This window comes from Rubellimicrobium thermophilum DSM 16684, assembly GCF_000442315.1.
In the GTDB taxonomy this organism is placed as follows: domain Bacteria; phylum Pseudomonadota; class Alphaproteobacteria; order Rhodobacterales; family Rhodobacteraceae; genus Rubellimicrobium; species Rubellimicrobium thermophilum.
In genome coordinates this window covers 1,340,399-1,361,291 of sequence record NZ_KE557320.1, presented here as the reverse complement: position 1 = coordinate 1,361,291, position 20,893 = coordinate 1,340,399, and the positions used below count along the sequence as shown (strand labels likewise).

Genomic DNA, 20,893 nt, shown 5'->3' with positions numbered 1-20,893 from the left:
CCGCGCCGGCGCGGGGGAGCGCACGCGAGATCCGCCCCCAGACCGTCGCCCCCCGCGGCCCGGCCCGGACCGTCCCCCCTGCCGCGCCCGCGGCGTCCGCCGCGCCCGCCGCGGGAGAGGGGATGCCCTACATCCCCCCGCCGCTCGAGCTGCTGGCCGATCCCGCCACGATCCAGCGCCATCACCTCGATGATGCCGCCCTGGAGGAGAATGCCCGCGCCCTCGAACAGGTGCTCGACGATTTCGGGGTCCGGGGAGAGATCGTCTCCGTCCGCCCCGGCCCGGTGGTCACGATGTACGAGCTCGAACCCGCGCCGGGGGTCAAGGCCTCGCGCGTGATCGGCCTGGCCGACGACATCGCGCGCAACATGTCGGCCCTTTCGGCGCGCGTCTCCACGGTGCCGGGCCGGAATGTCATCGGCATCGAGCTGCCCAATCAGCGGCGCGAGAAGGTCGTGCTGCGCGAGATCCTCTCGGCTCCGGCCTTCAGCGACGAGCAGACGCGCCTGCCGCTTGCGCTTGGCAAGGATATCGGGGGGGCGCCGGTGGTGGCGAACCTGGCCAAGATGCCGCATCTGCTGATCGCGGGGACGACGGGATCGGGCAAGTCGGTCGCCATCAACACGATGATCCTGTCGCTGCTCTACCGCCTCTCGCCCGAGGAATGCCGCCTGATCATGATCGACCCCAAGATGCTGGAACTGTCGGTCTATGACGGGATCCCGCATCTCCTCTCGCCTGTCGTGACCGATCCGAAGAAGGCCGTCGTCGCCCTCAAATGGGTCGTGAGCGAGATGGAAGAACGCTATCGCAAGATGTCCAAGATGGGGGTGCGCAACATCGAGGGCTACAATGGCCGCGTGCGCGAGGCGCTGGCCGCGGGCGAGACCTTCACGCGCACCGTCCAGACCGGCTTTGACGAGGAGACGGGCGATCCCGTCTTCGAGACCGAGGAGATCCAGCCCGAGCTGCTGCCCTTCATCGTCGTCGTGGTGGACGAGATGGCCGACCTGATGATGGTCGCCGGCAAGGAGATCGAGGCCTGCATCCAGCGCCTGGCGCAGATGGCGCGCGCCTCGGGCATCCATCTCATCATGGCCACGCAGCGGCCCTCGGTCGATGTCATCACCGGCACCATCAAGGCCAATTTCCCCACCCGCATCAGCTTTCAGGTCACGAGCAAGATCGACAGCCGCACCATCCTGGGCGAACAGGGGGCCGAACAGCTCTTGGGGCAGGGGGACATGCTCTACATGGCCGGGGGCGGACGCATCATGCGCGTCCACGGGCCCTTCGTCTCGGACGAGGAGGTGGAGGAGATCGTCACCTACCTCAAGGGCTTTGGCCCGCCCGCCTATGTCGGCGCAGTGCTCGAGGAACAGCCCGAGGACACAGGCCCGAGCGAGGCCGCACCGAACGGGGGCGCCGAAGGGGACGACGCGCTCTACGACATGGCCGTGCAGATCGTCGCGCGCGACCGCAAATGCTCCACCAGCTACATCCAGCGCAAGCTGGCCATCGGCTACAACAAGGCCGCGCGGCTGGTGGAGATGATGGAGGAACAGGGGGTCGTCTCCGCCGCCAACCATGTCGGCAAGCGCGAGGTCCTGATCCCTGAGCCGCATTGAGGGGCGGCGGGGGCGGCCGGGCCCATCCACCCCGAGCCCCCCGGCGGGGGCTGGGACAGGGGCGGTGGCACGAGCCGGTGCGGCGATACGGCAGGCAGGGCGGTCTGTCATCATGGCGCCACCCTGCCGCATGAAAGGTTAACAAAGCCTTTGCGCAACGCGCGCTCCGCCCCTGATTCGCGCAACGCCCCGCGGGGGACGCCGGGGCAGGGCCCTGCGCCGAGCGGGTCGGCCGGGTTCCCTTCCGCGTCGGGACGCGCCATATGAGGCGGTCACAGGGCTCGGACGGGCAGCGCAGGGAGCCGCACCATGGCCAGAACACCTTCCGGCAGGTCCCCCGCAGGCGGAGGGCGCGATCTGACGGTGCGCGTGAAGACCGCCAAGGGGCGCAAGCTGTCCTCGACCCGCTGGCTCGAACGGCAGCTCAACGACCCCTATGTCAGGCGCGCAAAGGCCGAAGGCTATCGCTCGCGCGCGGCCTACAAGCTGATCGAGATCGACGACCGCTTCGGCTTTCTGCAGCCCGGTGCGCGGGTGGTCGATCTGGGCAGCGCGCCAGGAGGGTGGGCACAGGTTGCCGTGGCGCGGGTGAATGCCCTGGGCGAGCGGCCCGGCAAGCCGGTCGGGCGGGTGCTGGGCCTCGATCTGCAGGCGGTCGAACCGGTGCCGGGCGCCGAGATCCATGTCCTCGACTTCCTGGCCGAGGGCGCGGAGGAACAGGTCAAGGCCTGGCTCGGGGGGGCAGGCCGATGTGGTGATGTCCGACATGGCCGCCGCGGCATCGGGCCATCGCGGCACGGACCATCTGCGCATCATCGCCCTGTGCGAGGCCGCGGCCGAGCTGGCCTTCGATGTCCTGGCCCCGGGGGGCGACCTTCGTGGCCAAGGTGCTGCAGGGCGGGGCCGAGGCGGGGCTGCAGGCCCGGCTCAAGCAGGGCTTTGCGAAGGTGGCCAATGTCAAGCCGCCCGCCTCGCGCAGCGATTCGTCGGAAAAGTTCGTCGTGGCCACGGGCTTTCGCGGGCGCCCTGCCGTTGCGGTGCAGGAATCCGGTTGATCGGGGGGGCGCCCCGCGCCAAGGTCCCCCCGCGAGTCGCGACGGAGGAGGACGGCGATGGCCGGATGGTATTATGCGCAAGGGCAGGAGCAGAAGGGCCCCGTCGATGAGGGTGCCCTGCGTGCCCTGGCCGAGGCCGGTGTCGTGACCCCCGACACGCTCGTCTGGCGCGAGGGGATGGCCGACTGGGAACCGGCGCGGGCGCATCTGGCCGCGTTGGGCGCGGGCGATCCGCCGCTCATGCCGGGGCGGACGGTTCCGGCCGGGGGGGGCGGTTATTCCGAACAGGTCGGCATGGCCGAGGCCTTTCGCCGCTTCTGGCGCAACTTCGCCAATTTCTCGGGCCGGGCGAACCGGGGCGAATTCTGGTGGGCCGTCCTGGCCGTGATGCTGATCGGGATGGCCGTTTCCGCCCTGGACGTGGCCCTGTTCGGCACTGGCGAGGAGGCCCCCGCCGTTCTGTCCGGTCTGTGGTCGCTGGCGACGCTGATCCCCTCGCTGTCTCTGGGGGCGCGGCGGCTGCATGATATCGACCGTTCCGGCTGGTGGCAGCTTCTGGGGCTGATCCCCCTTGTCGGCCTCATCATCCTCATCGTCTGGTGGGCCCGGAAGCCCGACCCCCGGCCCAACCGCTTTGGCTGACCGCTGCCCTCTCATGACCGATATCCTTGCCATCGATCAGGGAACCACCTCCACCCGCGCGATCCGCTTCGGCGCCGGGCTGCGCCCCGGGGCCGTCGCGCAGCGCGAATTCCCGCAGATCTTCCCCGCCCCCGGCCTGGGTCGAGCATGACCCGGAGGCGATCTGGGCCAGCGTCCTGTCCACCGCGCGCGAGGCGCGGGAGGCCGGCGGACCCGTCGCCGCCATCGGCATCACCAATCAGCGCGAGACCACCATCCTGTGGGATCGCGACACGGGCCGGCCGCTGCACAATGCCATCGTCTGGCAGGACCGCCGCACCGCCCCTCTGTGCGAGGCGCTGATCGCCGAAGGCTGGGCCGACCGGATCGCCGAGCGGACGGGGCTGCTGATCGATCCCTATTTCTCGGGGACCAAGATCGCCTGGCTGCTCGACCATCTCGGCGCGAGGGAGGCGGCCGAGGCGGGGCGGGTGCTGTTCGGCACCGTGGACAGCTTTGTGATCTGGCGCCTGACGGGCGGGCGCGTCCATGCAACAGACGCAACCAACGCGGCGCGGACGATGCTGTGGGACATCCGGCGCGGGGAGTGGGATGCGGAGATCTGCGCCCGCCTCGGCATTCCCCTGGCCATGTTGCCCGAGGTGCGCGACTGTGCCGGCGATTTCGGGGAGACCGATCTGCTGGGCGGGCGCATCCCCATCCGCGGCGTCGCCGGCGATCAGCAGGCCGCCACCATGGGACAGGCCTGCTTCCGCCCCGGCATGATGAAGGCCACCTACGGAACGGGCTGCTTTGCCCTGCTTGTCACCGGGGCCGAGATGGTGCGATCCCGCAACCGGCTGCTCAGCACGGTGGCCTGGCGGCTCGGGGGAAAGACGGCCTATGCGCTCGAGGGGGCGATCTTCGTCGCCGGCGCCGCCGTGCAATGGCTGCGCGACGGGCTGGGCCTGATCGCCAGCGCCGCCGAGACGCAGGCCCTGGCCGAGGCGGCGGACCCGGCACAGGACGTGGTGCTGGTGCCCGCCTTCACGGGCCTCGGTGCACCCTGGTGGGATGCCGAGGCACGGGGGGCGCTCTATGGACTCACCCGGGGGACAGGACGGGCCGAGATCGCGCGCGCGGCGCTCGAATCGGTCGCCTTCCAGACCCGTGACCTGTGGGCCGCGATGCGGCGGGACTGGGCGGCAGCGGCCGCGCCAAGGACGGCCGCGCCGGAGGATGCCGCGGCAGGCGTGCTGCGCGTGGACGGGGGCATGTCGGCCTCGGACTGGACGATGCAGCGCCTGGCCGACCTCCTCGGCGTGCCGGTGGACCGGCCGGTGGTGCGAGAGACGACGGCGCTGGGCGCGGCCTGGCTGGCCGGCCATGCCGCCGGCGTCGCGCCGGGACCGGAGGGCTTTGCCGAGACCTGGGCTCTCGACCGCCGCTTCGAGCCGGCCATGGAGGAGACGGAGCGCGCACGCCGGCTGGCCCTCTGGGACGAGGCGGTCGGGCGCACCCTGACACGGCGCTGAGCGCATCGGCCGATCGGCCGGGCAGAAGGCGCGGGTGGACATCGGCGCCAGATGCCCCATCTCCTGTCCGCGGGCGCGGGGTTTCGCGCCCGCGCCTCACAGCAAGGGAGAGCCGATGCCTTGGGACGCCTGATCGTTGCTTCCAATCGCACCGCCACACCCGGAGAGGAACGGGCCGGGGGCCTGGCCGTCGCGCTCTGGGACGCTCTGTCCGAGAGGGGCGGCGTCTGGTTCGGCTGGTCCGGCGAGATCGTCCAGCGAGAGACCAAGGGCGTCCGCCTTGTCGTCGAGGAGGATGTGGAATTCATCCTCGCCGACCTCACCGAGGCGGAGCATGAGGGCTATTACCTCGGTTATGCGAACCGGGCGCTGTGGCCGGTGTTCCATTACCGCATCGATCTCGCGCGGTTTTCGGACGAGGAGTTCGACTGCTATGCCGCCGTCAACCGGCGCTTCGGCCGCCTGCTCTGCCAGACGCTGCGGCGCGGCGACAGGGTCTGGGTTCATGACTATCATTTCCTGCTTCTGGGGCAGGAGCTGCGGGCCCATGGCTGGCAGGGGCGGATCGGATTCTTCCTGCATATCCCCTTTCCGCCGCCCGAGGTCTTTGCCGCCCTGCCCCAGCATCAGCGGCTGGGCAGGGGCATGGCCGATTTCGACCTTCTCGGCTTTCAGACGCAGCGGGACGTGGACAATTTCCGCCGCTACATGATCCAGCATCATGAGGCCGAGCCGGGCGAGGATGGCCTGCTGCGCGTCCATGGCCGGATGATCCGCACCGAGGCCTTTCCCATCGGCATCGATGCCGCCGAGTTCCGCCGCCTGGCCGACAGCGAGGAAGGACGCAGCGCCGCCGCCCGCGTCTCGCGCATCATCGGCGACCGGGCGCTGGTGCTGGGTGCGGACCGCATGGACTATTCCAAGGGTCTGCCGCAGCGGATGCAGGCCTTCGGCCGGCTTCTCGACGAGCATGTCGAGCTGCGCGGACGGGTCAATTTCCTCCAGATCGCCCCCCCCTCGCGCGAGGGGGTGGGGGCCTATCGCGACCTGCGCGAGGAGCTCGACCGTCTCGCCGGGCGGGTGAATGCGGATTATTCGGATCTCGACTGGACGCCGATCCGCTATCTCGCCCGGGGCTATCCGCGCGGCGTCCTGGCCGGGCTCTATCGCCTGGCGCGGGTGGGCCTCGTGACGCCGCTGCATGACGGGATGAACCTGGTGGCCAAGGAATATGTCGCGGCTCAGGATCCGGAGGATCCCGGCGTGCTGGTGCTGTCGGAATTCGCCGGCGCGGCCGAACGGATGCAGGCCGCGCTTCTGGTCAACCCGCATGACATCGGCGCGGTGGCCGAGGCCATCCGCTGGGCGCTGGACATGCCGCGCGAGGAGCGGATCGAGCGGTGGCGCACGCTGGAGGCCGAGGTGCGGGAACATGACGTGACCCGCTGGAGGCGCGACTTTCTGACGGCTCTCGAACAGTCCGGGCCGGCCGAGGGATGAGGGGGATCGCAGGGCTGCGGATCGGGCCGGCCGAGGCGCTGTTCCTCGATTTCGACGGGACGCTGGCCGAGATGGGCCCCGATCCCGACGCGATCCACCTGCCGGAGGGCTTCGGATCCGTCCTGGAGCGGCTTGCCATGCGTCTGGGCGGGGCGGTGGCGCTGATCTCGGGCCGCGATCTGCGCGATCTGGCGCGGCGCACGCCCTCTGGCCTCTGGCGCATCGGCGGGCACGGGATCGAGGTGCTCCCCCCCGGCGCGCCGGTGCCGCCCCCGCTGCCGCCGGCCCCGGAGACCCTGCTGGCCCCGCTGCGCGAGGCCCTGCACCGCCATCCGGGCCTGCGGATCGAGGTCAAGGGGCCGGTTGCCGCTCTCCATTACCGGGCCGCCCCGGAGGCGGCGGAGCTCTGCCTGGCCGCTGCGCGGAAGGCTGCCGCGGCGCTTGCCGGATATCGCGTGCAACCGGGCAAGATGGTCGTCGAGGTCAAGCCCGAAGGCGCCCACAAGGGCATCGCCCTGCGACAGGCGATGGAGCACCCCCCCTTTGCCGGCCGCCGGCCCGTGATGATCGGCGATGATGCGACCGACGAGGATGCCATGCAGGCGGCGCTGGCCCTGGGGGGGGTGGCCGTCAAGGTCGGCGACGGGGCAAGTGCCGCCGGCTGGCATGCGCCCGATCCGGCAGCGCTGCGGGCCTGGCTGATCCGCGAGGCGGACGGGGATGACGCCCCCCCGGGGCGATGAGGCGAGGCCCGCCGGCTCGGCCCCCCGGGGGATCCGGCGCCCGGATCCTGTCGGGCTGCAGTGGCCGGCCCGGGCATGATGATCGAGGCCGTCAGTCCAGATCGAGCGCCCGGCGGATGCGGTCGCCGGTCGGGGCGGCGAGGACCTCATGCGGGGGAGCGGTCTGCAGGGTCTCTCCCTGATCGATCACGCAGAGCAGATCGGCCAGATCGCGGGCTTCGTCGAGATCATGCGTGACCAGGAGGATCGGAACCCGGATCGCCGCGCGCAGGGCCCGCAGCTCGGCATGCAGGCTCCGGCGCGTGCGGCGGTCGAGCGCGGCAAAGGGCTCGTCGAGAAGCAGCACGCGCGGTTCCCGTGCAAGAGCGCGAGCCACGGCGACGCGCTGCTGCTGTCCGCCCGAGAGCTGTGCAGGGCGGCGATCCTCGAGCCCGGCGAGGCCCATCCGCGCCAGCAGATCCCGCGCCGCAGCCTGCCGTTCGGCGCGCGGACGGTGGCCCATGGCCGCGACGACATTGCCCAGCGCCGTCATGTGGGGAAACAGCGCATAGGACTGGAACACGAGCCCCACGGGGCGGCGATGCGCGGGTCTGTCGATTCCGGCGGCGGTGTCGAGCCAGACCTCCCCCCGCAGGTCACGCGCCCTTCGCGAGGCCGGTAGAGGCCGGCGACGGTCCGCAGGATGGTGGTCTTGCCGCTTCCCGACGGGCCGACAAGGGCCAGCAGGGCATCGCCCGGACAGGTCAGATCCACATCGAGCGGGATCGGCCCGTCCTGCCGCAACCGCAGCGACAGCCCCGCGCATGGCCGGACGCCGTCAGACACGCGGGGCCACCCGGCCCGAGAGCGCATGGGCCAGCCCCAGGGCCAGCAGGGACATCGCCAGCAGCGTCAGCGACATGATCTCGGCTGCGGCGAAATCGAAGGCCTGCACGCGGTCGTAGATGGCGATGGAGATGGTGCGTGTCTCTCCCGGGATCGAGCCGCCGACCATGAGGACGACTCCGAACTCGCCCAGCGTATGCGCGAAGCTCAGCACCAGCCCGGTGAGGATGCCGGGCCAGGCGAGCGGCAGCTCGATGCGCCACAGGACCTGCCAGGGCGAGAGGCCCGATGCCGCGGCGGCCTCGCGCAGATCGCCGGGGATCGCCTCGAAGCTGCGCTGCATGGGCTGGATGGCGAAGGGCAGGTTGACCAGCACCGAGGCGAAAAGCAGTCCCTCGAAGGAGAAGACGAGGCTGTGCCCCAGGGCCGCCATCCAGGCCTGCCCGAGCGGCGAGGCGTTCCCGAAGCCCACGAGCAGGAAATAGCCGAGCACGGTCGGCGGCAGCACGAGGGGCAGGGCCAGCAGCGCCTCGATCACGGCGCGACCGCGAAAGCGCCGGACGGCCATCCAGCGCCCCACGAGAACGCCCAGAGGCAGCAGGACGAGGACCGTCGCCGCGGCAAGACGCAGCGACAGGGCAAAGGCCGGCCAGTCCATCGCGTCATCACCTCCCTGTCATGGGGCGAGGGGTTCCTCGCCCGGAAGGATGAAACCGTAACGGCGCAGGATGGCACGGGCGGGCTCGGTCTGGAGATAGGCGTAGAAGGCGGCTGCCTCCTCTCCGGCATGGACTGTCAGGACCATCCGCTGGCGCAGGGGCGCGTGCCAGTCCTCGGGGATCAGGGCATGACGGCCCAGAGGGGCGATCGTGGGCGCAAGGGCCAGCGAATAGGCGATGATGCCGCCCTGCGCCGATCCGCTGGTGGCGAACTGGGCGGCCTGGCTCACATTCTCGCCCAGCACCAGATGGGGCGCGACGGCCTCCCACAGGCCGCGTGTCCGCAGCGCCTGTTCGGCCGCCCGGCCATAGGGCGCATGCTCGGGATTGGCGATGGCAAGGCGGTCGATCAGGCCCGCCTCGAGGGCGCGTTCGAGACCGTCGAGCCCTTCGTCCACCTCGAGGGGGGAGCCGCTCGGCGCGAACAGGACGATGCGCCCCTGGGCATAGAGCGTGCCGCGGTCGCGCGTCAGGCCGGCATCGGCCAGCGCGAAGACATAGCCCTCATCCGCCGAGAGGAACATCTCGAAGGGCGCGCCCTGCTGAATCTGGGCAGCGAAGGTGCCCGAAGAGCCATAGCTGATGCGCAGTGGCTGACCTGTCTGTGCAGTGAAGGCTGCGGCCACCTCGTCGAGGGCGAAGCGGAGATCCGATGCCGCAGCGATCAGCGGCCCCTCCTGCGCCCGGGCGCCCCCCGCGGAGGTCAGGACGAGAGCAACCATCAGCATGCAGGCGCCGAGCAGGCGGGAAAGGACCGGAATCATGAGAGCCGATATGTTTGTGTGACCATATCGAACCCTAATCGCCTGTGCGGGCTGGTGCAACTGTCCTGACGGCCATGAGGGCATCGAGACGGCCGAGGTCTTCGGCGATCGCGCGTTCGGTGGCCTGGAGCATGTGGTCATAGGCGGCCAGCACGGCTTCGCCCGTGGGGGTCAGCGCTGCACCGCCATGGGCCGAACCGCCCCGTGCGGTCGTCACGACCGGCTCGGCAAAGCAGCTGTTCAGTTCGGCGATGAGTTGCCAGGCGCGCTTGTAGCTCATCCCCATGCGGCGGCCGGCGGCGGCGATGGACCCGGTCTCGCGGATGCCGGCGAGCAGCTCGGCCTTGCCCCGTCCGAGGCGCGTGACCGGATCGAGCTGGATCTTGAGGCTGATGCGCGGGGTCATGGCGGTCTCCGGGGACGGATGCGGCTGCAGAGGGCAGCGGCCGGGACGGACGGTAGGCCGGGAGGGACTCGAACCCCAACCAAGGCGTTATGAGCGCCCGGCTCTGACCATTGAGCTACCGGCCCGCCGCCGTTTCCCCGTCGCACCGGACGGAGGGCCCGTCAAGCGGGGCTGGCCGTCCGGGGGGCATTGGGATAACCGGGGCAAGGCTCAGGGGAGTGCAGCGATGGCAGGACTGACCTACGCGCAGGCGGGCGTGGATATCGGGGCGGGAGAGGCGCTGGTCGAGCGGATCAAGCCCTTCGCCAGGGCCACCGAGCGGCCGGGGACGATGACCGGGCTGGGGGGATTCGGCGCCCTGTTCGACCTGCGGGCGGCGGGCTATCGCGATCCCATCCTCGTTGCCGCGACCGACGGGGTGGGCACGAAGCTGCGCATCGCCATCGAGACCGGTCTGCTGGACGGGGTGGGGCAGGATCTGGTGGCGATGTGCGTCAACGACCTTCTCTGCCAGGGGGCCGAACCGCTCCTGTTCCTCGACTACTTCGCCACCGGGCGGCTCGATGTGGAGGAAGGCGCGCGGATCATCGCCGGGATCGCCCGTGCCTGCGAGGCAGCCGGTTGCGCCCTTGTGGGCGGAGAGACGGCCGAGATGCCGGGGATGTATCACGGGGGCGATTTCGACCTGGCCGGCTTTGCGGTGGGGGCGCTGGAGCGGGGCACGGACCTGCCCCGGGATGTCGCGGAAGGGGACATCCTGATCGGTCTCGAATCGGACGGCGTGCATTCCAACGGCTTCTCTCTGGTGCGGAAGGTGGCCGAACGGGCGGGGCTGGGCTGGTCCGCTCCCTCGCCCTTCGGAGAGGGCACTCTGGGCGAGGCCCTGATGCAGCCCACGCGGCTCTATGTGCGCCCGCTGCTGGAGGCGATCCGCGCGGGGGGCGTGCATGCCCTGGCCCATGTCACCGGCGGCGGCCTGACCGAAAACCTGCCCCGCGTCCTGCCCGAGGGGCTGGGGGCGATGATCGACCTTGGCGCATGGCGGATGCCCCCGGTCTTTGCCTGGCTTCGCGAGGCGGGTGGCATCGCCGAGGCCGAGATGCTGCGCACCTTCAACTGCGGGATCGGCATGGTCGCCGTGGTGGCCCCGGACCGCCTGGACGCGATCGCCTCTCTGCTGGGCGAACGGGGCGAACGCGCGGTTCTCCTCGGCGTGGTCGCGCCGGGAGGGGGCGTCCGCTACGAAGGGCGTCTGGAGTGAGCCGGCAGCGCGTCGCCATCCTGATCTCGGGCGGGGGGTCGAACATGGTCGCCCTCGTCCGGTCGATGACGGGGGACCATCCCGCGCGGCCTGTCCTCGTGCTTTCCGACAATCCCGAGGCAGGGGGCCTTGTCCGGGCAGGGGCGCTGGGCGTGCCGGCCGTGGCGGTGGACCGGCGCCGCTTCGGCAGGGACAGGGCTGCCTTCGAGCGCGCGCTGACCGAGGCCCTGGCGCCGCACCGGCCAGACCTGATCTGCCTGGCCGGTTTCATGCGCATCCTCTCGGCCGATTTCGTGCGGCCCTGGGCCGGGCGGATGCTGAACATCCATCCCTCGCTGCTGCCTCTCTATCCGGGCCTGCATACGCATCGCCGGGCGATCGAGGCCGGAGACCGCTGGCATGGCTGCACCGTCCATGAGGTGACCGAAGAACTCGATGCCGGGCCGATCCTGGGGCAGGCCCGGGTGCCGATCCTGCCCGGCGACACGGAGGCCGCGCTGGCCGCCCGGGTTCTGGAGCGGGAACATGTCCTCTATCCCGCCGTCCTGCGGCGCCTGTGCGAGGGACAGCGCGGGCGGATCGATCTCTGATGCTTTCCAAGCCCGCGCCATTCCCCTAAGGGAATCCCATGCAGATCATCACCACGACCGAGGCGCTCGCCGCCTATTGTGCGCGGGCCGCGCGTCACCCCTACGTCACTGTCGATACCGAGTTCCTGCGCGAGCGGACCTACTGGTCCAGGCTCTGCCTCATCCAGATCGCCCATCCGGGGCCGGAGGAGGAGGCCGCCGCCATCATCGACCCGATCGCCGGACAGATCGACCTGACCCCCCTTTACGATCTGTTCCGCGATCCCGCCGTGGTGAAGGTGTTCCACGCGGCCCGGCAGGATCTGGAGATCTTCTTCGTCGATGGCGGGGTGATTCCTGCGCCGCTGTTCGACACCCAGGTGGCCGCGATGGTCTGCGGCTTTGGCGAACAGGCCGCCTACGAGACGCTGGTCCGGAAGATCGCCAGGGTCGAGCTGGACAAGTCTTCGCGCTTCACCGACTGGTCGCAGCGGCCGCTGTCGGAGGCACAGCTGCGCTATGCGCTGGCCGATGTGGTGCATCTGCGGCCCGTCTACGACTATCTGTCCGAACGGCTGCGCCGGACGGGACGGGCCTCCTGGGTGGCCGAGGAGATGGCCCAGCTGACCGATCCGGCCACCTACCGCTCCGACCCGGCCGATGCCTGGGAACGGGTCAAGGCGCGGCCGGGATCGAGCCGGATGTTCGCCGCGCTGATCGAGCTTGCCCGCTTCCGCGAGGAATACGCCCAGGCACGCGATGTGCCCCGATCGCGCGTGTTCAAGGACGACGCCCTGGTGGAGCTGGCCACGCTGCGGCCCCAGACCGAGGCGGATCTGGGCAAGTCGCGGCTTCTGCTGCGCGAGGCACGGCGGGGCGAGATCGCCGCCGGCATCCTGGCCGCCATCCGGCGCGCCGCCGAGATGCGCCCCGAAGACCTGCCCCGCCCGCGCAACGGTCGCGAACAGCCGCAGGTGAATCCCGCCCTGGCCGAGCTGCTGCGCGTCCTTCTCAAGGCCAAGGCCGAAGGGCAGGGCGTGGCCGCCCGGCTCATCGCCTCGAGCAGCGATCTCGATGCCATCGCGGCGGGAGAGCGCGACCTGCCGGCTCTGCAGGGTTGGCGGCGCGAGGTGTTCGGAGACGATGCCATCCGCCTGTGCGAAGGCAAGGTGGCGCTGGCCGCGAAGGGGCAGTCGGTCGTCACAGTGCGCTTGCAGGGCTGAGCCCGGCACGCCATCTGTGCCCCATCCGCCGCCACGACCCGGGAGACCCCCATGGCCACGCCCGCCTTCGAGGAGATCGTCGAGACCTTCGCCTTCCTGCCCGACTGGGAGGACCGCTATCGCGAGGTCATCGCCCTGGGCCGGGCCATGCCCCCGATGCCCGAGGCCCTCAAGGTTCCCGCCACGAAGGTGACGGGGTGCGCCAGTCAGGTCTGGATCCATCCCGAGATCACCGCGGACGGCCGCTTCGGCTTTCAGGGGGACAGCGATGCAAGCATCGTCCGCGGGCTGATCGCGATTCTCAAGGCGCTCTATACCGGGCTGCCGGTGGCGGAGGTGCCGGCGGTGGATGCGCAGGCGGAACTCGCGCGGCTGGGCCTTGAGGGGCATCTGTCGGCCCAGCGCTCGAACGGCCTGCGATCGATGATCGCGCGCATCCGCGACCATGCCCGCGAGGCGGCCCAGACGGCCTAGACCGCCGTCCGGGTCCCCCGCGACAGCGCGGCAACCCCGGTGCGGACCATCTCCGTCAGGCCGAGCGGACGCATCAGATCGGCGAAGGCATCCACCTTCTCCGGCGAGCCGGTGATCTCGAAGATGAAGGATTCGAGCGTCGAATCCATCACCTTGGCGCGGAAGATGTCGGCCAGGCGCAGCGCCTCGACCCGGTGTTCACCGGTTCCGGCGACCTTGAGGAGCGCCAGCTCGCGCTCCACCGCCGGGCCTTCGGCGGTCAGGTCATGGACCTCATGGACCGCGACGATGCGGCCGAGCTGGGCCTCGATCTGGTCGAGGATCTGGGGCGTGCCGGAGGTGACGATGGTGATGCGGCTTGTGTGGCCCTTGTGGTCGGTCTCGGCGACGGTGAGGCTCTCGATGTTATAGCCGCGGCTGGAAAAGAGGCCGATCACCCGGGCGAGCACGCCCGGCTCATTGTCCACGATCACGGCGAGGACGTGGCGTTCCACGGTCTCGGCATAGGTGGACCGCAGGTTGTAGGCGGAATGGCTCGTGGAGCCCTTGGCGATGTTCAGCGTCATGTCGTCGTCCCTGTCCCGTCCGGCCGCTCCGGCGCCCCTCAGACCAGCACCGCACCATCGGCCCGGATCGCCCCTTCGGTGCTCGCCTCACCCAGCAGCATTTCGTTGTGCGGCTTGCCCGAGGGGATCATGGGGAAGCAGTTCTCGTGCTTCTCGACGACGCAGTCGAAGATGACCGGGCCGGGATGACGGATCATCTCCATGATGGCATCGTCCAGATCGGCCGGATCCCGGCACAGGATGCCCTTGGCCCCGAAGGCCTCGGCCAGCTTGACGAAATCGGGCAGGGCCTCGGACCAGGAATGGGAATAGCGCTCTCCGTGCAGGAGCTGCTGCCACTGGCGCACCATGCCGAGGCGTTCGTTGTTGAGGATGAACTGCTTGACGGGCAGGCGATACTGCACCGCCGTGCCCATCTCCTGCATGTTCATGAGCCAGGACGCCTCGCCCGCGACATTGATCACGAGCGAATCCGGATGGGCGAGCTGGACGCCGATCGAGGCGGGAAAGCCATAGCCCATGGTTCCGAGGCCCCCGGAGGTCATCCAGCGGTTCGGCTCCTCGAAGGTGAGGAACTGGGCCGCCCACATCTGGTGCTGGCCGACCTCGGTGCAGATATAGCGGTCCATGCCGCGGGTCAGCGCATCGAGCCGCTGGAGTGCGTATTGCGGCTTGATGGTCGTGCTCGAGGGCCGGTAGGCCAGACAGTCGCGCGCACGCCATTCGGCGATCCGGGCATGCCAGCGGCCCAGACCCTCGCGGTTCACCTGCCGGCCGCGCGCGGTCCACAGATCGAGGATCGCGCGCAGCGCCTCGGCCACATCGGCGACGATCGGGACATCGACGCGGATGACCTTGTTGATGCTCGAGGGGTCGATGTCGATATGGGCCTTGCGCGAACCGGGCGAGAAGGCATCGATGCGCCCCGTGATACGGTCGTCGAAGCGTGCGCCGACGGCGATCATCAGGTCGCAGCCATGCATGGCCATGTTGGCCTCGTAGAGGCCGTGCATCCCCAGCATCCCCAGCCAGTTGCGTCCCGAGGCGGGATAGGCCCCGAGGCCCATCAGCGTCGAGGTGACGGGAAAGCCCGTGGCATCCACCAGCTCGCGCAGCAGGCGCGAGGCCTCGGGGCCGGAATTGATGACACCGCCACCCGTGTAGAACACGGGACGTTCCGCGGTTTCCATCATCTCGACCAGCGCGGCGATGGCGGCCAGGTCGGGGCTGCGGCGCGGATTGTAGCGGGGACGGTGATCCGTCGGGCCGACATAGGTGCCGGTGGCGAACTGCACATCCTTGGGAATGTCCACCAGAACCGGTCCGGGCCGGCCCGACCGGGCGACATGGAAGGCCTCGTGCAGGGTCTGGGCCAGACGGTCGGTGTCCTTCACCAGCCAGTTGTGCTTGGTGCAGGGGCGGGTGATGCCGACGGTATCGGCCTCCTGGAAGGCATCCGAGCCGATCATGAAGGTCGGAACCTGGCCGGTCAGCACCACGATGGGAATCGAATCCATCAGGGCGTCGGTCAGGCCGGTGACGGAGTTGGTCGCCCCCGGGCCGGAGGTGACCAGCGCCACGCCGACCTTCCCCTGTCGACCGGGCATAGCCTTCGGCCGCGTGAACGGCGCCCTGTTCGTGCCGGACAAGGATGTGACGGATGTCGTTCTGCTGGAACAGTTCGTCATAGATCGGCAGCACCGCGCCACCGGGATAGCCGAAAACGGTGTCCACGCCCTGATCCTTGAGCGCCTGCACCACCATCCGGGCGCCGGTCATCTCGCGGGAGGGGGTCTGCCTGCTGCCGTCCATCTGTCACTCCTCGGGCACGAAAAAGCCCCCGGGCCGGTGGTCCTCGGGGGCGCATGGGTCCGGAAGGGGGCCGCCGTCAAGGGCCCATGCGCCTGATCCCGTCATCTACGAGTCCGCGGCCCATCCGCCCCTCCCTGCGCTGCGCGCGTCTTATGCCTGCCCAAGGCGGACAGGTCAACCGCTTTCGGCAGAAAGATTGCGCCGCAATGGCCGATCAGGGCAATGTCATTGCGGAGCTGACGCCGTTGCCCAGGCCGCCTTCGATGGCCCTGGCGGTCGTCACCGCCCGGTGCTGTCGCCGGCGGCCCTGTGCTGCCGTTCGATCGCGTCGTCGAGTTCGGCACCCATCAGGATGATGAAGGCCGACAGCCACAGCCAGGTCAGCAGGATGATGACCCCGCCCAGTGCGCCGAAGGTTTCGTTGTAGGATCCGAAATTCGCGACGTAAGTCGTGAAGGCCAGGGTGCCGACGAGCCAGAGGAGGCAGGCGGCGATGGCACCGGGCGTGATCCAGCGCCAGGGCAGGGGACCGCGATCGGGGCCATGGCGGTAAAGCAGGCCCAGACCGACGGCGACAAGCAGCAGCAGGAGCGGCCAGCGCGCCAGCCGCAGCAGCATGTCGCCCATCTGACCGAGATTCAGGAAGGCCAGTGCCGCCGGCAGCACCGCCAGAAACCCCACGATCAGCAGGAATCCCAGGATCGCGCCGAGCGTCAGCGCGAAGATGATGGCGTAGAGCCGGACGAAGCCGCGGGTCTCGCGGACCTCGAAGGCTGCGTTGAGGCCCTGGACGAGCGCGGAAATCCCCTTGAGGCCGAATAGAAGGCAACCACAAGGCCGAAGACGGCCGCCAGGCCGAGGCCGCCCTGCGCGCTGCCGGCCACGGCCACGGCCTGATCGATGACGATGGCTGCGGCCTCGTCGGGAAGGAGACCAGCCAGCCCCTCGATCTGCGTCACCACGCTGGCCGGGTCGAGGACAAGCCCCCCCATCGCCATCAGGGCGACAAGGCCTGGGACGATCGCCAGCAGGGCGTAGAAGGCGATGCCGGCGGCGATCAGGGCGATCCGGTCCTCGGTCATCTCCCTGTGGAGGCTGACCGCGAGCCTTGCCCAGTCCGTCCCGACGGGCCGGCCCCTGCCGTTCGCCGCGGCCCCCCCGGAGGCCGGTGTGTCGGTCATGATCGATCTCTCCCGGAACGGTTTCTTGGCCAACGTCAGGCATGGCCTTGTGTTCCGCCGCATCCCGGCTGCGGCCGCGATCGGTCCGACTGTCGGCCGCCCGGTCGCCCTTCCGTTCCCTTCCTGTCCGGACATGACGCGGCGGCAGGTGCTCTTGGCGCTTGCTCAGGGGCGGATGGCCGGTAATCTCGCCCGAAAGCAGTTCTGCATGAAGCGGGATCCCCAGGGAGGTATCATGGATCGTCGTTCGTTCCTGACCAGAGGCGCCATCGGTGCCGCAGCGGCCACCGCGCTTGCCGCTCCGGCCGTTGCCCAGTCCAATCCGCAGATCCGCTGGCGCCTGACCTCGTCCTTTCCCAATTCGCTCGATACGATCTATGGCGGGGCCGTGACCCTGGCCCGGTATCTGAGCGAGGCGACGGACGGCAACTTCGAGATCCAGGTCTTTCCCGCAGGCGAGCTGGTGCCGGGGCTCGAGGCCGCCCCGGCTACGGCGGCCGGCTCGGTCGAAGCCTGTCATACGGTGTCTTACTATTACTGGGGGCAGGATCCCGCTTGGGCCGTGCCGGCCGCCATTCCCTTCTCGCTCAATGCGCGGGGGATGAATGCCTGGCACTATCATGGCGGCGGCATCGACCTGGCCAACCAGTTCTATGCCAAGCAGGGCCTGATCGCCTTCCCCGGCGGCAATACCGGGGTGCAGATGGGCGGCTGGTACCGGCGGGAGATCAACACCGTCGCCGATCTGCAGGGTCTCAAGATGCGGGCCGGGGGCTTTGCCGGCTCGATCATGAGCCGGCTCGGCGTCGTGCCCCAGCAGATCGCCGGCGGCGAGATCTACTCGGCGCTCGAACGCGGCACGATCGACGCGGCCGAATGGGTCGGCCCCTATGATGACGAGAAGCTCGGCTTCGCGCGGGTGGCGCCCTACTACTACTACCCCGGCTGGTGGGAGGGCGGCCCGACCGTCCATTTCATGTTCAACCTGGAGCAGTACGACGCCCTGCCCGCGAACTACAAGTCGCTGCTGCGCACGGCCGCACAGGCCGCCGATGCCGACATGCTCCAGAAATACGACTGGCTGAACCCGATCGCGATCCGCAATCTGGTGGCGCAGGGGGCCCAGCTTCGCAGCTTCTCGCCCGAGATCCTGGAGGCCTGCTTCAACGCCGCCAACGAGGTCTATGCCGAGCTGGATGCGACGAATCCCGAATTCAAGACGCTCTGGGATTCGATCAAGGCCTTCCGCTCCGAATGGTATACCTGGTCGCAGGTGGCCGAATACAACTACGATACCTTCATGATGGCCAAGGCGAACGCTGGCCAGCTCTGATCCGGACGGACCGAGCCCTGCCGGAGGACTGCGACGGGCGCCCCTCGGGGCGCCCGTTTGCATGTCCCCGTCCCCGCTGTCATGGCGGGGATCCGTCGGTCAGGGCGATGTCGTTTGTGTTCCGAAGTTCGGCTGGCCGACCGGCGGGGGCGAAGCGGGTGCCGGTGCGGCCGGCGCGCCGAAGTTCGGTTGTCCCACCGCGGGGACCCCCGGCGCGCCTCCCGTCGCGTTTCCGGTCGTGCCTCCCGCGCCCGGTGCCCCGAACTGGGGCGTGCCGATCGCGGGTGCACCGAACTGGGGCGTGCCGATCGCGGGTGCACCGAGGCTCCCGGGAGGGGGAAGGGTGATGGTCACGCTGGCCGGGTCCACCTGCGGGCCGCGATAATGCAGCACCATCCCCGGCATTGCGACCACCAGCACGATCATCAGGGTCTGCACGGCGATGAAGGCCACGGCGCCGCGATAGATGTCGATCGTGCGGATGGCCTCGATCCGCCGGCCGGTAATGCGGTCCACATAGGGTACGCGCGCGGCGACCGAACGCAGGTAGAAGAGCGCAAAGCCGAAGGGCGGGGTGAGGAAGGAGGCCTGCAGGTTCACCCCGATGATGACGCCCAGCCAGATCAGGTCGATCCCGAGCGTCTGGGCCGGCGCGGTCAGCAGCGGCACGATGATGAAGGCGATCTCGAAGAAGTCGATGAAGAAACCGAGGACAAAGATGATCGCGTTGACGACGACGAGAAAGCCCAGTTCCCCTCCCGGCACGGCGGTCAGCAGATGCTCGACCCAGACATGGCCGTTCACCCCATAGAAGGTGAGCGAGAAGACCCGCGCCCCGATCAGGATGAACATCACGAAGGAAGACAGCCGCGTGGTGGCAAGCAGGGCCGAGGTCATCATCGCCATCCCGAGGCGCCCCTTGGCCGCAGCGAGTACGAGTGCGCCGACGGCCCCCATCGCGCCACCCTCGGTCGGGGTGGCGATGCCGAGGAAGATCGTCCCGAGCACGAGGAAGATCAGCGCCAGCGGCGGCATCAGCACCATGATGACCTGCTGTGCAAGCCGCGACAGGGTGTCGAGCCGCAGATGGCGGTCGGCAAGCGCATAGAGATAGACCGCCAGGGCGCCCAGCGTCGCCCCGAGGATGGTGCCATTGCTGCCCTGACCGTCGAAGAGCCACAGACGGGCGGCCCAGGCGATGCCCGTTCCGGCGGCGATGGCCACCAGAAGCGATGTCACGCCCGAGCCCAGGGTCCGCGCCTCGGGGGGCAGGGGGGGAAGGGCCGAGGGACGGAAGATGGCAATGGCCGCGACATAGCCGATATAGAGACCGGTCAGGATCAGCCCCGGCACCAGGGCGCCGCGATACATGTCCCCCACCGAGCGGCCGAGCTGGTCGGCGAGGACGATCAGCACGAGGCTGGGGGGGATGATCTGGGCCAGCGTCCCCGAAGCCGAGATGACCCCGGTCGCGATCCGGCGGTCATAGCCGTAGCGCAGCATCACCGGCAGGGAGATCAGCCCCATCGCGATCACGCTGGCGGCGACGACGCCCGTGGTGGCGGCCAGCAGCGCCCCCACCAGGATCACCGCAAAGGCACCCGCCCCGGATCGGCCCGAAGAGCTGGCCCACCGTATCGAGCAGATCCTCGGCCATGCCCGAGCGTTCGAGGATCAGCCCCATGAAGGTGAAGAAGGGGATGGCCAGCAGCGTCTCGTTCGACAGCACACCCCACAATCGCTGGGGCATCGTGTAGAGCAGCGGCCAGTCGAGGGTGATGGTGCCGTTGGAATAGGGGGCCAGCCAGACCCCGATGGCAAAGAACAGAAGGCCGTTGGCCGCCAGCGCGAAGGCCGCCGGATAGCCGAGGATCAGGAACAGGATCAGGCTCACGGACATGATCGGAGCCAGCTCCATCGCGAGGAGTTCGATCATCGGGCGGCGTCCTTCTGGCCGGACTCGTCCCGGTCGGCTTCGACCGCCGCGGCCGCATCGCGCACGGCCGCGGCATGCTGCGACAGGAAGGGGGCGGGATCGGGGATCAGGCCGCGGATCACCGCGATCTTCTTGATGATCTCGGAGATGCCCTGGATCAGCAGCAGCACGAACCCGGCGACCAGGATGAAGCGCGCCGGCCAGATCACCAGACCGCCCGCATTGGTCGAGACCTGCCCGCTCCGCCAGGCCTGGAGCGCATAGGGCACCAGCATCCAGACCATGATCGCCACGAAGGGCATGAGGAACAGGACATGCCCGAAGAGGTCGATCCAGTGCTGTGTGCGCCGGGATCGCGAGGCATAGAAGATATCGATGCGCACATGCTCGTTGTGCTTGAGCGTATAGGCCGCCGCGAGCATGAAGGCCCCGCCGTAGAGATACCACTGCACCTCGAGCCAGGCGTTCGAGGAGGTATTGAGGAGCTTGCGGACCACGGCATTGACCGCGCTGATGAGGATGGCAGCCAGGATCAGCCAGATCGCGGATCGCCCGATCCGCTCGTTGAGCCAGTCGATGCCCCGCGACAGGGCGAGCAGTGCAGTCATGACACCTCCCGTCGTCGCGCGCCCGGTTCGATCGGCGCGTGCTGTTGTTCCGATTCCTCTGCGCCGGGGGAGGATGCGTCAACCGTCCAGGTCCCGTCTGCCGCAAGGTCAGGGGGCCGGGGAAGCGGCGCAGG

At 69.5% G+C, this 20,893-nt stretch carries 15 protein-coding genes, 1 tRNA gene and 6 pseudogenes; 11 read left to right on the top strand and 11 right to left on the bottom strand.

Annotation, left to right across the window (positions count from 1 at the left end):
- From RUTHE_RS15420 to otsB, 6 genes and pseudogenes are all read left to right on the top strand, one after another.
- Positions 1–1,628 (top strand): DNA translocase FtsK (locus RUTHE_RS15420; RefSeq protein WP_021097768.1); only part of this gene is annotated, 1,628 nt, incomplete at its 5' end.
- Positions 1,629–1,937: 309 nt separating this feature from the next.
- Positions 1,938–2,683 (top strand): annotated as a pseudogene (locus RUTHE_RS07580) (RlmE family RNA methyltransferase).
- Between the two features lie 57 nt (positions 2,684–2,740).
- Entirely contained in the window at positions 2,741–3,325 is a 585-nt protein-coding gene (locus RUTHE_RS07575; RefSeq protein ID WP_021097765.1) for a DUF805 domain-containing protein, read from the top strand.
- Positions 3,326–3,338: 13 nt separating this feature from the next.
- Positions 3,339–4,839 (top strand): annotated as a pseudogene (gene glpK, locus RUTHE_RS07570) (glycerol kinase GlpK).
- Between the two features lie 120 nt (positions 4,840–4,959).
- The gene (locus RUTHE_RS07565) at positions 4,960–6,339 is read left to right on the top strand and encodes an alpha,alpha-trehalose-phosphate synthase (UDP-forming) (protein ID WP_021097763.1); all 1,380 of its coding nucleotides are present in this window, start codon (positions 4,960–4,962) and stop codon (positions 6,337–6,339) included.
- Positions 6,336–7,082 (top strand): trehalose-phosphatase, encoded by a 747-nt coding sequence (gene otsB, locus RUTHE_RS07560; protein WP_021097762.1) that lies wholly within the window; start codon positions 6,336–6,338, stop codon positions 7,080–7,082. Before RUTHE_RS07565 ends, otsB begins: the two co-directional genes overlap by 4 nt.
- Positions 7,083–7,173: 91 nt before the next feature.
- Here otsB and RUTHE_RS18005 read toward each other — a convergent pair whose 3' ends face one another.
- The 6 genes and pseudogenes from RUTHE_RS18005 to RUTHE_RS07535 all read right to left on the bottom strand — a co-directional run bounded on the left by RUTHE_RS18005 (position 7,174) and on the right by RUTHE_RS07535 (position 9,921).
- Positions 7,174–7,653 carry an ABC transporter ATP-binding protein gene (locus tag RUTHE_RS18005; protein WP_021097761.1) on the bottom strand — a complete coding sequence of 160 codons (480 nt, stop codon included), beginning with the start codon at positions 7,651–7,653 and terminating at the stop codon, positions 7,174–7,176.
- A gap of 17 nt (positions 7,654–7,670) precedes the next feature.
- Positions 7,671–7,814, bottom strand: a pseudogene (locus RUTHE_RS18605) (ATP-binding cassette domain-containing protein); the annotation flags it as partial.
- Positions 7,815–7,899: 85 nt separating this feature from the next.
- Positions 7,900–8,565, bottom strand: coding sequence for a molybdate ABC transporter permease subunit (gene modB, locus RUTHE_RS07550; RefSeq protein ID WP_021097760.1), 666 nt, complete (start codon positions 8,563–8,565; stop codon positions 7,900–7,902).
- 18 nt (positions 8,566–8,583) lie between these two features.
- Complete coding sequence (gene modA, locus RUTHE_RS07545) at positions 8,584–9,354, bottom strand: molybdate ABC transporter substrate-binding protein (protein WP_211217724.1); 771 nt, start codon at positions 9,352–9,354, stop codon at positions 8,584–8,586.
- Positions 9,355–9,424: 70 nt separating this feature from the next.
- Positions 9,425–9,796 carry a winged helix-turn-helix domain-containing protein gene (locus tag RUTHE_RS07540; RefSeq protein ID WP_021097758.1) on the bottom strand — a complete coding sequence of 124 codons (372 nt, stop codon included), beginning with the start codon at positions 9,794–9,796 and terminating at the stop codon, positions 9,425–9,427.
- A gap of 53 nt (positions 9,797–9,849) precedes the next feature.
- A tRNA-Ile gene (locus RUTHE_RS07535) sits at positions 9,850–9,921 on the bottom strand.
- A 101-nt stretch (positions 9,922–10,022) separates the two neighbouring features.
- Here RUTHE_RS07535 and purM point away from each other — a divergent pair.
- From purM to RUTHE_RS07515, 4 genes are read left to right on the top strand one after another with little or no spacing between them, the layout of a single operon-like run.
- The gene (gene purM, locus RUTHE_RS07530; RefSeq protein WP_021097757.1) at positions 10,023–11,057 is read left to right on the top strand and encodes a phosphoribosylformylglycinamidine cyclo-ligase; all 1,035 of its coding nucleotides are present in this window, start codon (positions 10,023–10,025) and stop codon (positions 11,055–11,057) included.
- Positions 11,054–11,647: a phosphoribosylglycinamide formyltransferase gene (purN, locus tag RUTHE_RS07525; protein ID WP_021097756.1), complete on the top strand. Its 594-nt coding sequence runs from the start codon at positions 11,054–11,056 to the stop codon at positions 11,645–11,647. Before purM ends, purN begins: the two co-directional genes overlap by 4 nt.
- A gap of 38 nt (positions 11,648–11,685) precedes the next feature.
- Positions 11,686–12,849, top strand: coding sequence for a ribonuclease D (rnd, locus tag RUTHE_RS07520; RefSeq protein ID WP_021097755.1), 1,164 nt, complete (start codon positions 11,686–11,688; stop codon positions 12,847–12,849).
- Positions 12,850–12,900: 51 nt separating this feature from the next.
- Entirely contained in the window at positions 12,901–13,323 is a 423-nt protein-coding gene (locus RUTHE_RS07515) for a SufE family protein (RefSeq protein WP_021097754.1), read from the top strand.
- On the opposite strand, the gene ilvN is transcribed toward RUTHE_RS07515, so the two are convergent.
- The 3 genes and pseudogenes from ilvN to RUTHE_RS07500 all read right to left on the bottom strand — a co-directional run bounded on the left by ilvN (position 13,320) and on the right by RUTHE_RS07500 (position 16,783).
- The gene (gene ilvN / locus RUTHE_RS07510) at positions 13,320–13,889 is read right to left on the bottom strand and encodes an acetolactate synthase small subunit (RefSeq protein WP_021097753.1); all 570 of its coding nucleotides are present in this window, start codon (positions 13,887–13,889) and stop codon (positions 13,320–13,322) included. The two genes, RUTHE_RS07515 and ilvN, sit on opposite strands and share 4 nt — an antisense overlap.
- Before the next feature lie 38 nt (positions 13,890–13,927).
- Positions 13,928–15,668: pseudogene (locus RUTHE_RS07505) on the bottom strand (acetolactate synthase 3 large subunit).
- 312 nt (positions 15,669–15,980) lie between these two features.
- A pseudogene (locus tag RUTHE_RS07500) lies at positions 15,981–16,783 on the bottom strand (YihY/virulence factor BrkB family protein).
- Positions 16,784–17,117: 334 nt separating this feature from the next.
- On the opposite strand from RUTHE_RS07500, the gene RUTHE_RS07495 reads away from it, so the two are divergent.
- Entirely contained in the window at positions 17,118–18,215 is a 1,098-nt protein-coding gene (locus RUTHE_RS07495) for a TRAP transporter substrate-binding protein DctP (RefSeq protein ID WP_021097749.1), read from the top strand.
- Between the two features lie 99 nt (positions 18,216–18,314).
- On the opposite strand, the pseudogene RUTHE_RS07490 reads toward RUTHE_RS07495, so the two are convergent.
- Together RUTHE_RS07490 and RUTHE_RS07485 are read right to left on the bottom strand one after the other, a co-directional pair.
- Positions 18,315–20,151: pseudogene (locus RUTHE_RS07490) on the bottom strand (TRAP transporter large permease).
- Positions 20,148–20,759, bottom strand: a complete 612-nt coding sequence (locus tag RUTHE_RS07485) for a TRAP transporter small permease subunit (protein WP_021097746.1) — start codon at positions 20,757–20,759, stop codon at positions 20,148–20,150. The pseudogene RUTHE_RS07490 and the gene RUTHE_RS07485 overlap by 4 nt, the downstream one beginning before the upstream one ends.
- Positions 20,760–20,893: the final 134 nt, after the last annotated feature.

Coding starts and splice junctions, on each gene's coding strand:
- RUTHE_RS07495 (WP_021097749.1), top strand. CDS start 17,118: ATGGATCGTCGTTCGTTCCTGACCAGAGGCGCCATCGGTGCCGCAGCG.
- rnd (WP_021097755.1), top strand. CDS start 11,686: ATGCAGATCATCACCACGACCGAGGCGCTCGCCGCCTATTGTGCGCGG.
- otsB (WP_021097762.1), top strand. CDS start 6,336: ATGAGGGGGATCGCAGGGCTGCGGATCGGGCCGGCCGAGGCGCTGTTC.
- RUTHE_RS07575 (WP_021097765.1), top strand. CDS start 2,741: ATGGCCGGATGGTATTATGCGCAAGGGCAGGAGCAGAAGGGCCCCGTC.
- RUTHE_RS07515 (WP_021097754.1), top strand. CDS start 12,901: ATGGCCACGCCCGCCTTCGAGGAGATCGTCGAGACCTTCGCCTTCCTG.
- ilvN (WP_021097753.1), bottom strand. CDS start 13,889: ATGACGCTGAACATCGCCAAGGGCTCCACGAGCCATTCCGCCTACAAC.
- modA (WP_211217724.1), bottom strand. CDS start 9,354: ATGCTGATGGTTGCTCTCGTCCTGACCTCCGCGGGGGGCGCCCGGGCG.
- RUTHE_RS07485 (WP_021097746.1), bottom strand. CDS start 20,759: ATGACTGCACTGCTCGCCCTGTCGCGGGGCATCGACTGGCTCAACGAG.
- modB (WP_021097760.1), bottom strand. CDS start 8,565: ATGGACTGGCCGGCCTTTGCCCTGTCGCTGCGTCTTGCCGCGGCGACG.
- RUTHE_RS07540 (WP_021097758.1), bottom strand. CDS start 9,796: ATGACCCCGCGCATCAGCCTCAAGATCCAGCTCGATCCGGTCACGCGC.
- purM (WP_021097757.1), top strand. CDS start 10,023: ATGGCAGGACTGACCTACGCGCAGGCGGGCGTGGATATCGGGGCGGGA.